The sequence below is a fragment of the Bacillus sp. cl96 genome, assembly GCF_900100505.1.
Taxonomy (GTDB): Bacteria; Bacillota; Bacilli; order Bacillales; family Bacillaceae_G; genus Bacillus_A; species Bacillus_A cereus.
On the sequence record NZ_FNDM01000009.1, the window covers coordinates 192,421 to 208,331 of the forward strand.

Genomic DNA, 15,911 nt, shown 5'->3' on the forward strand with positions numbered 1-15,911 from the left:
TCAATTACTCCTTCGCTTTCTTGCCTTCTAATAATGTTTGAATAATAATTAATACAACACCAATACATAATGCTGAATCAGCTATATTGAATACTGGATAGTTGTACGAGAAAATATACACGTGAATGAAATCCACTACTTCTTGTCTAAATACACGATCAATAAAGTTACCAATTGCCCCGCCCAAAATTAGGCCTAACGAAATACCTAGAAGCCTGTCTGTTTTCGCATACTTTTTCATATAAAATACAATAAACACTACAAAAACAACTGTAATAATGTAGAAGAACCACATTTTATTTTCTAAAATACCCCAAGCAGCGCCTCTATTTCGATGTGATGTTATGTATAATACATTGTCGATAATCGGAATACTCGTACCCAATTCCATGTTCTTTACAATTAACCACTTCGATATTTGATCGATAGCAATGACGAATAACGCTATTACATAATATATCATTTTCATTTCCCCCACAAAGACAGTGTACCTCAAAATTTTAGCATAGCTGCTACCTTTTCACAATGAACCTTTATAGAAGAATAAAATAAATTAAAAAAAGGTAATATAATATCGTTGTGCGTATTCATACATTTACCTTTTCATAAAAGAATTCATGAATCGTACGGGCAGTCGGCATTGTCTTCATTTGCTTTGTCGAAATTAATCTCCCCGTCTCTTCACAAATACCATACATGTCTATTTCCATTTTAAATAATGCGCGTTCTACATCCTTTAAATCCTCTTTTATATCATGTAATAGCAATTTTTTCTTTATCTCTTCCTTAATTTCATATCCAAGCTCTTGGCTGAACTCGACATCATATTTGTGCATTACTTCTTTAGCTAGTCTCTCTTGCAACTCTTTTCTCATCAATTGCAATTCTTCTTTTATTTCCATGTAAATTTCATTCACGTGTACATTCCTCCTAGCTGTAATGTACAGTTAGTGTGTCCGAAATTTATTTGCTTACCTCACACACATTTTTCCTTCACAGGAAAGAGTCTGAAAGTGATTTTGATATGCCATAAACAAAAAAACTGACTGCATCAATAGCAGTCAGCTTTTTTTATTATTTTACATAGTTTTCTTTAACAACTGTTGCACAACGCTCACATAATGTTTCATGTTCAGCATCTTTACCAATTGTTTCTGAAACTACCCAACAACGTTCACATGTTTCACCAGTTGCTTGAGCAACAACAACCGCTGTATGTTCATACTTCGGTGCATCTGCTGGCGCTTCATCCATCATACCACCAAGTTTATACTCAGAAACGATGAATAATTGCTTTAAGTCTTCGCTAATAGACTCTAACATAGCTTTCATTTCTGCAGTTGGATATAGCGTAATGCTTGCATTTAATGACTTACCGATTACTTTTTCATTACGAGCTACTTCTAGTGCTTTTAACACGTCATCACGTAATGTCATAAATGCATCCCATTTTGTTTTTAACGCTTCCGCGTCATCTAATTGTACAGCTTCTGGCATATCAGTTAATTGTACACTTTCTTCTGTTACGCCTGGAATGTATGGCCATACTTCATCAGCTGTATGCGGTAAGATTGGTGTTACAAGTTTCGTTAACGCAACAAGAACATCATATAATACAGTTTGAATCGCACGACGATCTTCGTGGTTTGCACCTTCAATATATAAAATGTCTTTTGCAAAGTCTAAATAGAATGAACTTAAATCAATTGTACAGAAGTTATGAATTGCATGATACACAGCAGCGAAGTCGTATGTCTCATATGCTTCTTTAACTTTTGTAATTAAGTCATTTAATTTCACTAACATGTAACGATCTACTTCACGAAGTTCAGCTACAGCTACTGCATTTTCACTTGGCTTAAAGTCGTCTAAGTTTCCTAATAAGAAACGGAATGTGTTACGGATTTTACGATACACTTCTGCTACTTGTTTTAAAATATCATCTGAAATACGTACGTCAGATTGATAGTCAACAGAAGATACCCATAAGCGTAAAATGTCTCCGCCTAATTGATCCATAATTTTCTTCGGTACGACAATGTTTCCAATCGACTTACTCATCTTACGTCCTTCACCATCTAGTACGAAACCGTGACTTAGTACGCCTTTATATGGAGCTTTACCTGTTACAGCAACTGCTGTTGATAATGAAGAGTTAAACCAACCACGATACTGGTCAGATCCTTCTAAATATAAATCAGCTGGACGCTGTAAATCTTCGCGCTCTTCTAATACCGCTTGGTGAGAAGAACCTGAATCGAACCATACATCCATGATGTCTGTTTCTTTACGGAATTCGCCATTTGGGCTACCTGGATGTGTAAATCCTTCTGGTAATAGATCTTTCGCTTCACGCTCGAACCATACGTTAGAACCGTGTTCACGGAATAAATCTGCTACATGGTTAATTGTTTCATCCGTAATAATTGGATCACCATTCTCAGCATAGAATACCGGAATTGGCACACCCCATGCACGCTGACGAGAAATACACCAGTCACCACGGTCACGAACCATATTATGAAGACGAGTTTCTCCCCATGCTGGTACCCATTTTGTTTCTGCTACAGCTTCTATTAATTCTTTACGGAATGCTTCAATAGATGCAAACCACTGTGCTGTCGCACGGAAAATAATTGGCTTTTTCGTTCTCCAATCATGTGGGTATGAATGTGTAATGAATGTTAGTTTCAGTAACGCGCCTACTTCTTCTAATTTTTCTGTAATTGGTTTATTAGCTTTATCATAGAATAAGCCTTCAAATCCAGGTGCCTCATTTGTTAATACACCTTTATCATCGACTGGGCAAAGTACTTCTAATCCATACTTTTTACCAACAACGAAGTCATCTTCCCCGTGTCCTGGTGCTGTATGAACACAACCTGTACCTGCATCTGTTGTTACGTGGTCTCCTAGCATAACTAATGAATCACGATCGTAGAATGGATGTTTTGCAACTGTGTACTCAAGTTCGCTACCTTTTACTGTTTTCACAACTTCAGCATTTTCCCACTCTAACGTTTTTGCAACTGTCTCAAACAGCTCAGAAGCAATGATATACTTCTCATCGTTTACTTTTACAATGCTATATTCAAGCTCTGGGTGAACAGAAATACCTAAGTTTGCAGGTAATGTCCAAGGTGTCGTTGTCCAAATGATGTACTTTTCATCACCTTCTAATACGTTCTTTCCATCTTTTACAGGGAATGCTACGTAAATAGATGCTGATTTTTTATCTTGATATTCAATTTCAGCTTCCGCTAAAGCAGATTCACTCGTTGGAGACCAGTAAACTGGTTTTTGACCTTTATAGATATAACCTTTTTTCGCCATGTCACCAAACACTTTGATTTGTTGTGCTTCATAAGCTGGCTCTAAAGTAATATATGGATTATCCCAATCTGCACGTACACCTAGACGCTTAAATTGTTCACGTTGACGTTCTACTTGTTCATATGCATACTCTGCACATAACTTACGGAACTCAGCAACTGTCATTTCTTTACGTTTTACACCTTTATTTGTTAAAGCTTGTTCAATTGGTAAACCGTGCGTATCCCATCCTGGAACATATGGCGCACTAAAACCAGTCATTGATTTATAACGAACAATAAAGTCTTTTAATACTTTATTTAATGCATGTCCCATATGAATGTCACCATTCGCATATGGAGGTCCATCATGCAATACAAATAAAGGACGTCCTTTTGTATGTTCTTGTACTTTTTCGTAAATATTCATTTCAGCCCATTTTTCTTGCATTGCAGGCTCACGTTTTGGTAAATTCCCACGCATTGGGAACTCTGTTTTTGGCATCAGTAATGTATTTTTGTACTCCATGCTCAATTCCTCCTTACATGTATAAAAGAAACACTTAAAAAACGGAATAAAAAAGAGACCTTCTCATCCCAAAAAGGGACGAGAAAGTCTCCCGCGGTACCACCCTAGTAGATCATATACATATGTATAGAATCCTCTTTATATTCTTAACGCGAATACACGCCTACGCTTACTCTATTTGTTCAGCGCGGAACTCCAGGGTGATATTCCCACTATCTCCTTATCCTGAGCTTACACCATCCTCAGTTCGCTATATAAGGTTTGAAAAGGTACTTATCCCTATCTTCGTTTTTCTTAATAAATATGTTGTTTAAAATTATATGTAATAATGAGAAAAACGTCAAGCTTACACTGTTTCTTCTTTTTTCAACAGTTCATCTACTTCGTCTTCTAATTCAATTAGTTTATCCCAATCATCGTTGTTTAACATCTCAAGCTGTGTTTCTAATAACATACGGAAACGAGTTCGGAATACTTTCGCTTGTTTCTTTAGCTCTTCAATATCAAAAGCAACTTTTCTTGATTTTACTAATGCTTCGTTAATAATACGATCAGCATTCTTTTCAGCTTCACGCACAATTAATTTCGCTTCTTTTTGCGCATTACGTTTTACTTCTTCCGCTGCTTCTTGTGCAACGACGATAGATTTGTTTAACGTATCTTCAATATTAGAGAAATGATCTAACTTCCCTTCTAACTGCGCAACTTTTTCTTCTAAAGCTTTTTTCTCACGAATGACCAATTCATAATCTTTGATAATTTGATCAAGAAACTCATTTACTTGATCTTCATCATAGCCACGGAATCCGCGACCAAATTCTTTGTTATGAATATCTAATGGTGTTAACGGCACAACGCCACCTCCAAGTAGTTATCTAAATTTCCTCTTTCAATTATATCTTTTCTTCGACAAAATAGGAGGATTTCCTTCTAAAAAACCAATCATTTTAGTATACCATACAAAATTCTCCATTTGTCGCGTTTTGTTCTACCTTCTACAGAAAATAATTTACTTCGGCCATACCCTCTAACAGAAAAAACATCTCCTGGATAGCATTCATAAGAAGTTTGCTCCACTGTTTTCCAATTGACTTTTACTAAACCATTTTTTATGAAAGGTTGTACTTTCTGTCTAGATAAATGTAACATTTCAGCTAACATAACATCTAAACGAAGTGAAGAAACCGTTCCAGATTTCTCTCCCCACGTTTCATCTATCTGTAGAATTTGTTCTCCTTGCACTGACGCTAAAGAGACTTTTACTTTCCCTATTGATTGTAAGTTCATCTCAATATACGATACAATTTCTTTCGCAACTACAATTTGGGCACGATTTTCTTGCAGCAAAATATCACCACATTTTTCTCTTGTTAAACCAAGAGACATAAATGTACCTAATATTTGCCTATGTTCTAGCGTATAAAACTTGGAAGGATAGTCAATTTCTAATACTTCTACTTGAAATTCTTCTTCATTTAATTCTAGATAGTCTGGATAAATAAGTGCTCTTTTACGCTCTGCATTAGGCGTTGCACCACCAAATTGTACAGCAACATCACCTTGTCCTATTACCATAGAAACAATTTGTTGTTGCCTAGGATCAAGAAAATCAGTTAACTTCACTTGATGGTACTCCGCCGCTCGCTTCCACTCTAGCACTTTATCCACAAAGACCTCCTCATCAGGCCTAAAATGTTCGTAGATGCTCATGTATTTACCTTCTTACTATAAGAAATAGCTTAATAAACTGAACAAACCAGTTTTAGCAAGTTTCAACGCAAAGATCGCAACGATTGGAGAAATATCAATCATTCCAAGCGGCGGAATAAAGCGGCGGAATGGTTCTAAATACGGTTCACAAATACGTGCCAGGAACTCTCCAAAAGATGATTCCTTTGCACCAGGAAACCATGATAGGAGAATGTAAATAATAAGTGCCCACGAGTAAATCTCGATAGCATAACTTAACACTATAAAAACTGTTGTCATGGCGTATTACCACCTCTTTATATTTGTTTCTTCTTCTTCACCGAATAACTCTGAAATCGCACCAACAATATCTACATTTTCAGGTGTACACATAAATGTTTTCGGCCCTATTTTTTGAATGTCCCCGCCTATAGCGTATACAGTACCACTTAAAAAGTCAACGATACGTACCGCTTGATCAGTAGACATTCTCTGCAAATTAATTACAACAGCTCGTCTACCTTTTAAGTGGTCCGCAATCCCTTGTGCTTCCGAATATGTGCGTGGTTCTAATAAAACAACTTTTGAAGATTGTTTTGCTGTTTCAATACTCACAACATTTTGCTTCGGTTGCGCTTTCGGAAACGTAACGTCTTGTTGTTCTGGTGGATCTTGCTGCTTTTTCATGTCTGTTTGCTCCTTTTCATAACCATATTGAGCTGCTTCTTTTTCTTCCGGTGTATCAAAAAAGAAGTATTTTACTTTTGACCAACTCATAATAAGATTCTCCTTCCTTTTACGCTTTTCCTACTAAAATCGTTCCCAAACGAATATATGTAGCCCCTTCTTCAATTGCAATTGTGTAATCGTTGGACATTCCCATTGATAATTCTTTACATGGCGCATGTAATAACTCTAGCTCCTGCACCTCTGTTTGCAGCATACGTAATTCCTTAAAACAGCGTCTGATTTCTTCCTCTTCTTCTGTAAATGGAGCCATCGTCATTAGTCCAACCACTTCAATTTTATCGAATTCTTGCAAACTTTGAATAAAAGAAACAACCTCTTCTATTGCCAATCCTTGCTTCGATTCTTCAGATGAGGTTTTCACTTGAATAAAGCATTTCACTTTCTTATCAGCACGTTTCTGAATTTCTTTCGCCAGCGAAAGACGATCTAACGAATGTAAATAATCAATTTCATTAATGATTTCTTTTACTTTTCTCGTTTGTAATGAGCCAATAAAGTGCCAATTAACTTTTGAACCGAAATGCTCGTATTTCTGTAAGAAACCTTCATTTCTATTTTCACCTAAATCGATAATTCCAGCTTCAATTACTTCGTTTGTTTTTTCAATCCCTACAGTTTTTGTAACTGCAACAAGTTTAATATCTTGCAACGAACGTCCAGCTCGAGCGCAAGATTCTTTAATAGCTTCATTTACAATTACTAAATTTTCTTGTACTGTCACTTGCTTCCTTCCTCCTTAAAACCTATGAAACTCAACATTCTTCCTGTCTTACCTTGATCACGACGATGAGAGAAAAATAGTTGCTCTTCACAGCTTGTACAAAGAGATGACATTACAATATGCTCTTCTTTTATGCCTGCTTGTACACATAATATACGATTAATTTCTTTTAAATTAATTGCGTACTGCCCGTCAGAAATTTTTTGATGAGGAACAGCACCGCTAACTACTTCCTGTGCTGCTGTTAATACACGATCATCCACAACATAACAACAAGATCCGATCGACGGCCCAATTGCAACATGAATTTCATCACTTGAAATACCTTCTGCATTCCACTTTTGAATCATTTCCTTTGCAATCTCTTGTACAGTGCCTTTCCATCCAGCATGCGCAAGTCCTATCATACCATGTGATGGTGCATAAAAATAGAGCGGAACACAATCCGCGTAACAAGACGTTAACAGAACATCTTCATTACTCGTATAAATGCCATCTGTTTTTGAAATGCCGTCCTCATATGAATAGACACCACTTCCCTTTTCCTGTTGCCCTACTTTTTCAACATGATGAGCATGAACTTGTTCAGAGCAAATCCAGTTTTCTAATGGTTTTTGTAACTTATTTGCTAAAATGCGTCTGTTTTCATGAACGTTCTCCACGATATCATTCACATGTAATCCTAAATTCATCGCATGAAAGGAGCCCGTACTTATCCCACCATCTTTTGTCGTAAATCCAGCAGTAATGTTTCCAAGTTCTTTCCACGCTTGTAAATACAGTATACCGTCCACATATTTAAATGGTTCTCTCATAATAAAGCGGCTCCTTTTAATTAAAATAACAGAAAAAAGCATGGTACTTCCTGTCTATTTTACCATACTTTTATTTTTTCATAATCCTAACAGAAAAAAAAGAGGAATTTGTAATATTCTTTATGAAATTGTCGGTGTTTGTATTGATTCTGTTACAGAATTAACAGGATTTACTCTTACAAGTATGACATCTTCCCCAATTTTCACAATTTCCTTCCAAGGAATTACAATCTCAACATCTTTTCCAAAAATACCTAGCATACGTGTCTGTTTGGAAATAATAACAGAACAAATTTTCCCTGTGTTCATATCAATTTCAATATCTCCAATATTCCCAATCCTTTTTCCATCTGAAATATTTATAACATCCTTCATCTGTAACGCTGAAATTCGTATCACCATTTTTATCCTCTCCCTTATATGACAAATTGGAAACTGTTTCTCATATTTACAGGAAGCCACCTATACGAAACACCATGCTAGTTTCATTATATGAACACTAATCCCCTACTATGAGCACAAACCATATTACATATAAAAAGGTCTCACCATAATTGGTGAGACCTTATCCTTGAATCGTTTTATTCATTTGTTTAATGGCTGACTTCTCTAAACGTGATACTTGCGCTTGGGAAATCCCAATTTCTTCTGCAACTTCCATCTGTGTCTTTCCTTGGAAGAAACGTTTTCTAATAATCATTTTCTCTCTATCATTTAAACGCTTCATTCCTTCTTTCAATGCTAATTCTTCAACCCACTGCTCGTCCTTTTGTTTTTCATCACTTAACTGATCCATAACAAAGATAGGATCTCCTCCATCATTATAAATCGGTTCAAATAATGAAACTGGATCTTGAATCGCATCTAAAGCAAATACTATCTCTTCATGAGTTACTTCTAGCACTTTTGCAATATCCATTGCTGTTGGTTCTTTTGAATTTTCTGCAATCAATTTTTCTCTTACTTGCAAAGCTTTATACGCAATATCTCGCAATGAGCGCGATACGCGAATCGGATTATTATCACGCAAATATCTGCGTATTTCCCCAATAATCATCGGCACAGCATACGTTGAAAATTTTACATTTTGGCCTAAATCAAAATTATCAATTGATTTCATAAGTCCGATGCAACCAACTTGAAATAAATCGTCAACATATTCTCCTCTGTTATTAAATCTTTGGATGACGCTCAGTACAAGACGTAAGTTTCCATTCACTAATTTTTCTCTTGCGCTTATCTCTCCACTTTGCATTTCACGAAATAATTTACGCATCTCTTCATTTTTTAATACTGGAAGTTTAGCTGTATCAACACCGCAAATTTCTACTTTGTTTCTCGTCAAAGTGTTCCCTCCTATCGGGAGTTGCTGTACAGTGTAAAGTATTTCCTTTGAAGGGGATTTTATGCATGTGGTTTTTTCACGATTTATTATTTAAATTATCTTTCCTAATACAACTAAATAGAATAAGACCAGCCTACATAACGGCTGGTCTTATTCTTTACACCATTTTATTAAATTCTTTTCGTAATCTTTTTATAATTCTTTTTTCTAAACGCGAAATGTATGACTGTGAAATCCCAAGCATATCAGCCACATCTTTTTGCGTCTTTTCCTCTCCTCCAGCAAGCCCAAACCGAAGTTCCATAATTTGTTTTTCACGATCATTTAATTGGTGTAATGCTTTCATTAAAAGGTGACGATCTACAGTAGCTTCTAAATCTTTTGTAATAATATCATCATCTGTACCTAACACGTCAGACAATAACAGTTCATTCCCATCCCAATCAATGTTTAGTGGTTCATCAAAAGAAACTTCCGAACGATTTTTGTTATTTCGACGTAAATGCATTAAAATTTCATTTTCTATACAACGCGATGCATATGTTGCTAATTTTATTTTCTTTTCTGGATTAAATGTATTTACCGCTTTAATAAGGCCGATTGTTCCTATACTAATCAAATCTTCAATATTTATCCCTGTATTTTCAAACTTTCTTGCTATATATACAACGAGCCTTAAGTTACGTTCAATAAGTAATGACCTTGCTGCCTGATCTCCTTTTGGCAATTTATTCAAAAGAACTTCCTCTTCTTCTTTTGTTAACGGTGGTGGCAACGCTTCACTTCCACCAATATAATAAATTTCATCGGTCTTAATTCCTAATTTCAGCAATACTTTATACCAAAGGTATACTAAATAAAATTTTAATTTCATCATATTATCCCGCCTCTCATTTATTAAGCGATCACCATTTTTTGCGAAATCAACATTTTTGGATGCACAATACATTGATACTCCCCATTAGTAGACAGCTGTTGTGTATTTAATCCAATTAATACTTTGTTTACAACAATAGAACTACCTTCATGGTCAACTTGCACACTGTCAGGCTTAATTGCCCACAAAAATTGACTCTCTACTCCTACTGCACGGAAAGGAATTAAGCGTAATTTGGTCGCCCAACCAGAATCATTTTCTGGTATTTGAGGAATTTCTGTTTTGGAATAAATTTGTTCTGTTAACCAAGATGGTAAGCAATGTTCTAATGATGAAACATGCATAATCATAACAGGTGTTTTTGTTAATGGGTCATAAAGTTGGTTCCCACTGTCAATAAGACCTGCGAGTTCTAGTTCTTCTTCGGCTAATTGAATTTTTACTTTCACAATTTGATCATAGTGTATTTTCGTGACCTCTACGCTTTCAATACGCTTTTTAGAAAAATAATAAATTACTGGAAAACCAAAAATAACAAATAACCAACTAATTGGATCACCGTAAGAAATTGACTGAGATTGAACCAATCCATTTACCATTTCATTCGTTTGCAAAAAGAAATGAGTTCCAATTAATCCTCCGCCAACCATAAAGGTTACAAAGTAAAAAGTAAAAACAGTTTGTGTATAATTTCTAAATGTCGTAAACCCAAATGCTGTATACACAATAAGTAACGAGTACAGTAGTTTCATAATTGGATGTGTCATCATAGAAGCAAAAGGAGTAAAGGCAAAAATAACAATAGTTGAACCTATAAATGCCCCTAACACAAGCCTCCATCTTTTGATTTTCTTTTTTAACACGGTAGCTGTTAATAAAAGCAAAAGAAAATCAATGCAGGCGTTTAACAACCAAACAACGTCGGCGTAAACAACCAAACAATTCACCTCTTTTTTCAAGTTGAGACTAGTATAATGCATATCCAATAGGAAAGTGTGTCAATTTGCGGAGGTGTTTTTTTGTTATTTTGTGATTTCTAGACATAATCTGTCGGTAAAAAATAAAAGTACAAATTCATAGAATGATATACTCTTATTTTCACAAACAAAATATATTGAAATATACGAAATAAAAAAAGACCTGCTTAGCAGGTCTTTTCCATAAAAAATAAAAAGGAGCATGAAAGCTCCTTTTTTTATCGTCTACGACGGTTACGTAAAAATGCTGGAATATCGATATCATCTGAATCTGAATGACGCTCATGTACAACTGGCTCTTCACGCTTCATTTCACGTTTTACTTCACGCTGTTTTGAAGGTTGAGCTACTGGTTGTTGCTGTTGTTGCGTGTGGTTCGCATTCGGACGAATAATTGGTTTTGGTGGTTGAGTTGCAATGCTATCATCAAAACCAGTTGCAATTACAGTTACAACGATATCATCTTTTAATCCTTCGTTAATAACAGAACCGAAGATCATATTTACTTCTGGATCTGAAGCTGAAGCTACGATGTCTGCCGCTTCTTGTACTTCATATAAGCTTAAGTTAGCGCCACCCGTAATGTTCATGATAACACCTTGAGCTCCATCAATAGATGTTTCTAGTAATGGGCTAGAAATCGCTTTTTTCGCAGCTTCTGCAGCACGATTTTCCCCATTACCAGAACCAATACCCATTAAAGCAGAACCTCTATTAGACATAATTGTCTTTACGTCTGCAAAGTCTAAGTTAATTAAACCTGGCGTTGCAATTAAATCCGAAATACCTTGAACACCTTGACGTAATACGTTATCAGCTTCACGGAATGCTTCTAACATTGGCGTATTTTTATCAACAATCTCTAATAAGCGATCGTTTGGAATTACAATAAGAGTATCTACATTTTCTTTAAATGCTGCAATACCAGATGCTGCTTGCGTCGCACGCTTACGTCCTTCAAAAGTAAATGGACGTGTTACAACACCTACTGTTAAAGCACCTAATTCTTTTGCAACTTGAGCAACAACTGGAGCTGCACCAGTTCCAGTTCCACCGCCCATACCGGCAGTTACGAAGACCATATCCGCACCACGAAGTGCTTCTTGGATCTGTTCTTTACTTTCTTCTGCAGCTTTTTTCCCTACTTCAGGGTTTGCGCCTGCACCAAGTCCACGCGTTAATTTTCCACCAATTTGCATTTTTGTTTCAGCTTTTGATAGATTTAATGCTTGTGCATCAGTGTTCACAGCGATAAAGTCTACACCTTGTACACCGTGTTCAATCATACGGTTTACAGCATTGTTTCCGCCACCGCCGACACCGATAACTTTTATATTCGCTAATTGATCTTGAGTAGTATCAAACTCTAACATGTCGAAATCCCCCTAGAACCTCATTTTTCGTGTCCAATTTTAATCCCATAAATAACGGAATACACGTTTTACTTTTGACATCATGCGGTCATCATTTTGATTATTATTGTTTTGATTACGAGTTTTTTGTTTCGTGGGTTGCTGTTGTACCGGCGTTGGTGCTGGTGCTGGTACTGGTTCAAAATGCTCTTGCTTTTCCTGCACATTTTTCCCACGTAATTTAGCTTTTTGATAAGAATGTTTAATTAATCCAACTCCACTTGTATATTGGGGCTCACGCACACCAATATAATCAGGAGTTGCTACACGAACATTTTCATGTAAAATATCATATGCAAGATCAAGAACACCTGGCATAGAAGCAATTCCGCCAGTTAGTACATAACCAGAAGCCACTTGCTTTACTCCTAACTTACGCACTTCATCTTGAACAAACATTAAAATTTCCTCTACACGAGCCTCTATTATATCCGATAATTCCAACTGAGAATATTGTTCTGTTTGATCACTTCCCATAATAGGAACCGTAAACATCTCTTCTTCAGATGCTGTATCATAAAAAGCATGTCCATATTTCAACTTAATTTGATCTGCATTTTCTGTTGAAGTTTTCAACCCAATCGCAATATCTTTCGTTATATGGTCTCCACCTAATGGTAATACGCTTGTCGCTTGTAACTCTCCATCTTTAAAAATAGATAAAGTTGTAGATCCTCCCCCCATATCAACAAGGGCTACTCCTCTATTTTTTTCATCTGAAGATATTGCAACTGTTGCAGCCGCTAAAGGTTGAAGACAAATATCAACAATTTCAAGACCTGCTTTTTCTACACAACGAAGTAGGTTATGTAGTAAAGTTCTCGAGCCTGTAATAAGTGTACCTTCCATTTCTAATCTTACACCGATCATCCCGCGTGGATCGTTAATCTCGTCAAGACCGTCTACGATGAACTGTCGAGGTACCACATCAATAAACTCACGTTCTGGAGCAATTGACACAACTTGTGCTGCATCTAGAACGCGTAAGACATCTTCATTCCCGATTTCACGATCTTCATTTGAAACAGCGACTACTCCGTGACAAGGAAGTAGCTGTACCTGGTTTGCATTGACACCTACTACAACTTGCTCAATGTGGATCCCCACCATGCGCTCAGCTTGTTCAATTGCTTTTTTAATTGATCGAACAGTCTCGTCTATATCAACTATCGATCCCTTCTTTAAACCATTTGATTTTACATTTCCAACACCAATAATGTTTAAGCTGTCATTAACCATTTCACCAATGATGACTTTAACATTGGATGTACCGATGTCAAGACTAACATATATTTCATTGCTGTTCATTCTTTGGCACCTCCTTCTTTATTTATACCATACAACTCAATATATGGAACAACAATCGCAACTTTACTATTTATAAGAAAAATATTCAACGTCTTTATACGTTTCCCTTTTTTAACCCTATATTTTTCTTATTTTTATTTAGCATTCAATTAAGAATATCGCAGTAAACTATGAATAACTGCTTATCTTGAAATAATTCTATTTCGAGTGTAAAGTTTACCGCCAAGTATAAGTCTACACTAAGATGTACTCATAGAAAAGTGAAACTTGTACCAATACTAGTATGAATCTAAGAATTTTTACATATTTTTCATCAAATGAACCATTCTTCTAAATTCGTATACACATAATAGAACATTCGTTTCGTTTTTTCTGCTATAAGTAACGAAAACTACCATTCTATTCTTTTTTTTCTTCCGCACCTAATTCTTTCGTATATGCACCTACTTCTAAGTCAATTAATACCTTCTTACCTGGCTCAATTGTTTTTAAAATAAGCGGATAGGCTTCCATACGTTTTGCGAAATTTTGAATTGTAGTGCTCACTTCATAACCTTCATTCATATATAAAGTAAGATGATCTTCATTCGCATTCGTTGGTGAATAGCGAATCTCCGAAATAGATTTTAAAATAGCTGGTGTTAATTTTTCTAGTTCAGCGATTAACTCCTTCATTTTCTCTTCTTTAAAAGGTTCGAAAATCGGTGCTGCAACAGGAAGTTTTCCATTAGGTAGTACATCAAGCGTTTTTCCATTCTCTAATAACGGTTGTAATTTTCCCTCTTTATTTATATAACCAATCGTTAAATATTCTTCGATATGAATATCAATATTGTTTGGAAAACGTTTTTTTACATTTACTGCTTTAATTTCTTTTCGCTTCGTTAAGTTTTCTTCAGCTTTATGTGCTGTCACTCGGAAATAACTTGTATCATATGTCACGCCTGAATCCTTCATTACTTGTTCATCCGTCATATAGTGATTTCCAAACACACTAATCTTTTTTATATTACTAAGCGGAGACCGAAAATAAATTAAAAAGAGCACTAATAAAAATAAAATTGATATGTATAAAATCAATCGATGATTAACATTTTTTTGGTTTTTTTTCTTTTGATTTTTCAATTTTGGTACACGATCTTGTAGTTTAATCACTTTACTATTATTCATGTACGATCCCCCTATGTAACATAAAGAACGGCATGTTCCTCATGCCGTTCTTATCTTCTTATTATAACATAAATGATAATGAGCGGAACGAATAACCGTTATCTTCCAATGATTTCTACTTCTGTGTGCATATCTACATCAAATTTATCCTTAATTGTATGTTTTATTAATTCAATTAAAGACAATACATCTTGCGCTGAAGCTCCCCCAGTATTAACAATAAAATTGCCATGCATTTCAGAAATTTGAGCTCCACCAATCCTATAGCCACGAAGCCCTGCTTTTTCTACTAAATCTCCTGCAAAATGTGGGATTGGATTCCGAAATACACTTCCTGCACACGGGTGATTCCATGGTTGCGTTTCACGGCGGTAATCTTTATTATTTTGCATGCTACGTACAATTTCTTCACGTTTCCCCGCCTGTAATTGAAACACCGCCTCTAAAACAATACCAGGACGTTTCGTTTGCAATACAGATGCCCGATAAGAAAACTCCAGTTCTTTATTCGTTAACCAGTCAATTGCACCGTCTTCAAACAGAATGAGAGCCTTCGATAATACACTCGATATATCCGATTTATGTGCACCTGCATTCATATATACTGCACCACCGACACTTCCTGGAATACCGCTTGCAAACTCCAATCCAGCTAACCCTTGACGACTAAGTAAAGTTGACAATTTAATAAGAGGATATCCACTACCAACTCTTACCTTATGTTTTTCGACCTCTAAGTGATCTAATCCTTCTCCTAAACGAATAACAACACCTTCTATGCCTTGATCAGATACAAGAAGGTTTGAACCGCGACCAATTACAGTCCACTTCGTTTTGTATTGCTTTACTAACTGTAATGTTTTTTCAATACCTGCTACATGCTTTGGCACAATTAAAATATCCGCTGGGCCACCTATTTTCATAGTTGTATAACGTGCTAACGGCTCGTTAACCAAAACACGACCAACGTCTGCTTCTATAAGCTCATTTACTAATTGTTCCATAGA

17 protein-coding genes and 1 other annotated feature are annotated in these 15,911 nt (G+C 35.9%); all 17 genes read right to left on the minus strand.

Annotated features, from left to right (window positions below):
* Window positions 1–4 precede the first annotated feature (4 nt).
* Complete coding sequence (lspA, locus tag BLT20_RS19950) at window positions 5–463, minus strand: lipoprotein signal peptidase LspA (protein WP_000642185.1); 459 nt, start codon at window positions 461–463, stop codon at window positions 5–7.
* Between the two features lie 124 nt (window positions 464–587).
* A complete protein-coding gene (locus BLT20_RS19955) occupies window positions 588–917 on the minus strand; it encodes a TraR/DksA C4-type zinc finger protein (RefSeq protein WP_001002956.1) in 330 nt (109 codons plus the stop codon).
* Window positions 918–1,074: 157 nt separating this feature from the next.
* Entirely contained in the window at window positions 1,075–3,840 is a 2,766-nt protein-coding gene (gene ileS2 / locus BLT20_RS19960) for an isoleucine--tRNA ligase (RefSeq protein WP_000455951.1), read from the minus strand.
* 71 nt (window positions 3,841–3,911) lie between these two features.
* Window positions 3,912–4,135 (minus strand) — a binding site (T-box leader).
* Between the two features lie 51 nt (window positions 4,136–4,186).
* Entirely contained in the window at window positions 4,187–4,693 is a 507-nt protein-coding gene (gene divIVA, locus BLT20_RS19965) for a septum site-determining protein DivIVA (protein ID WP_001131611.1), read from the minus strand.
* 89 nt (window positions 4,694–4,782) lie between these two features.
* Entirely contained in the window at window positions 4,783–5,550 is a 768-nt protein-coding gene (locus BLT20_RS19970; protein WP_002164454.1) for a YlmH family RNA-binding protein, read from the minus strand.
* 15 nt (window positions 5,551–5,565) lie between these two features.
* A complete protein-coding gene (locus tag BLT20_RS19975) occupies window positions 5,566–5,829 on the minus strand; it encodes a YggT family protein (protein ID WP_000214233.1) in 264 nt (87 codons plus the stop codon).
* Between the two features lie 6 nt (window positions 5,830–5,835).
* Window positions 5,836–6,306, minus strand: coding sequence for a cell division protein SepF (locus BLT20_RS19980; protein WP_000119129.1), 471 nt, complete (start codon window positions 6,304–6,306; stop codon window positions 5,836–5,838).
* 19 nt (window positions 6,307–6,325) lie between these two features.
* The gene (locus BLT20_RS19985; protein ID WP_000218005.1) at window positions 6,326–7,000 is read right to left on the minus strand and encodes a YggS family pyridoxal phosphate-dependent enzyme; all 675 of its coding nucleotides are present in this window, start codon (window positions 6,998–7,000) and stop codon (window positions 6,326–6,328) included.
* On the minus strand, window positions 6,997–7,815 hold the full coding sequence (gene pgeF / locus BLT20_RS19990; protein WP_001209008.1) for a peptidoglycan editing factor PgeF: 819 nt from the start codon (window positions 7,813–7,815) through the stop codon (window positions 6,997–6,999). The genes BLT20_RS19985 and pgeF overlap by 4 nt, the downstream gene beginning before the upstream one ends.
* 120 nt (window positions 7,816–7,935) lie before the next feature.
* Window positions 7,936–8,217 carry a YlmC/YmxH family sporulation protein gene (locus BLT20_RS19995; RefSeq protein ID WP_000236744.1) on the minus strand — a complete coding sequence of 94 codons (282 nt, stop codon included), beginning with the start codon at window positions 8,215–8,217 and terminating at the stop codon, window positions 7,936–7,938.
* Between the two features lie 163 nt (window positions 8,218–8,380).
* The gene (gene sigG, locus BLT20_RS20000) at window positions 8,381–9,160 is read right to left on the minus strand and encodes an RNA polymerase sporulation sigma factor SigG (protein ID WP_000197755.1); all 780 of its coding nucleotides are present in this window, start codon (window positions 9,158–9,160) and stop codon (window positions 8,381–8,383) included.
* A gap of 157 nt (window positions 9,161–9,317) precedes the next feature.
* A complete protein-coding gene (gene sigE, locus BLT20_RS20005; protein WP_000976948.1) occupies window positions 9,318–10,037 on the minus strand; it encodes an RNA polymerase sporulation sigma factor SigE in 720 nt (239 codons plus the stop codon).
* 20 nt (window positions 10,038–10,057) lie between these two features.
* Window positions 10,058–10,975 (minus strand): sigma-E processing peptidase SpoIIGA, encoded by a 918-nt coding sequence (gene spoIIGA / locus BLT20_RS20010; RefSeq protein ID WP_000261982.1) that lies wholly within the window; start codon window positions 10,973–10,975, stop codon window positions 10,058–10,060.
* Window positions 10,976–11,232: 257 nt separating this feature from the next.
* Window positions 11,233–12,387, minus strand: coding sequence for a cell division protein FtsZ (gene ftsZ, locus BLT20_RS20015; RefSeq protein WP_000888984.1), 1,155 nt, complete (start codon window positions 12,385–12,387; stop codon window positions 11,233–11,235).
* Between the two features lie 39 nt (window positions 12,388–12,426).
* The gene (gene ftsA, locus BLT20_RS20020; protein ID WP_001087558.1) at window positions 12,427–13,734 is read right to left on the minus strand and encodes a cell division protein FtsA; all 1,308 of its coding nucleotides are present in this window, start codon (window positions 13,732–13,734) and stop codon (window positions 12,427–12,429) included.
* A gap of 399 nt (window positions 13,735–14,133) precedes the next feature.
* Window positions 14,134–14,904 (minus strand): cell division protein DivIB, encoded by a 771-nt coding sequence (gene divIB / locus BLT20_RS20025; RefSeq protein ID WP_073339772.1) that lies wholly within the window; start codon window positions 14,902–14,904, stop codon window positions 14,134–14,136.
* A 98-nt stretch (window positions 14,905–15,002) separates the two neighbouring features.
* A complete protein-coding gene (gene murB / locus BLT20_RS20030; protein ID WP_000437020.1) occupies window positions 15,003–15,908 on the minus strand; it encodes a UDP-N-acetylmuramate dehydrogenase in 906 nt (301 codons plus the stop codon).
* Window positions 15,909–15,911 lie beyond the last annotated feature (3 nt).

Coding starts and splice junctions, on each gene's coding strand:
- BLT20_RS19975 (WP_000214233.1), bottom strand. CDS start 5,829: ATGACAACAGTTTTTATAGTGTTAAGTTATGCTATCGAGATTTACTCG.
- murB (WP_000437020.1), bottom strand. CDS start 15,908: ATGGAACAATTAGTAAATGAGCTTATAGAAGCAGACGTTGGTCGTGTT.
- sigE (WP_000976948.1), bottom strand. CDS start 10,037: ATGATGAAATTAAAATTTTATTTAGTATACCTTTGGTATAAAGTATTG.
- BLT20_RS19970 (WP_002164454.1), bottom strand. CDS start 5,550: ATGAGCATCTACGAACATTTTAGGCCTGATGAGGAGGTCTTTGTGGAT.
- lspA (WP_000642185.1), bottom strand. CDS start 463: ATGATATATTATGTAATAGCGTTATTCGTCATTGCTATCGATCAAATA.
- BLT20_RS19980 (WP_000119129.1), bottom strand. CDS start 6,306: ATGAGTTGGTCAAAAGTAAAATACTTCTTTTTTGATACACCGGAAGAA.
- pgeF (WP_001209008.1), bottom strand. CDS start 7,815: ATGAGAGAACCATTTAAATATGTGGACGGTATACTGTATTTACAAGCG.
- ftsZ (WP_000888984.1), bottom strand. CDS start 12,387: ATGTTAGAGTTTGATACTACTCAAGATCAATTAGCGAATATAAAAGTT.
- divIB (WP_073339772.1), bottom strand. CDS start 14,904: ATGAATAATAGTAAAGTGATTAAACTACAAGATCGTGTACCAAAATTG.
- BLT20_RS19995 (WP_000236744.1), bottom strand. CDS start 8,217: ATGGTGATACGAATTTCAGCGTTACAGATGAAGGATGTTATAAATATT.
- ftsA (WP_001087558.1), bottom strand. CDS start 13,734: ATGAACAGCAATGAAATATATGTTAGTCTTGACATCGGTACATCCAAT.
- ileS2 (WP_000455951.1), bottom strand. CDS start 3,840: ATGGAGTACAAAAATACATTACTGATGCCAAAAACAGAGTTCCCAATG.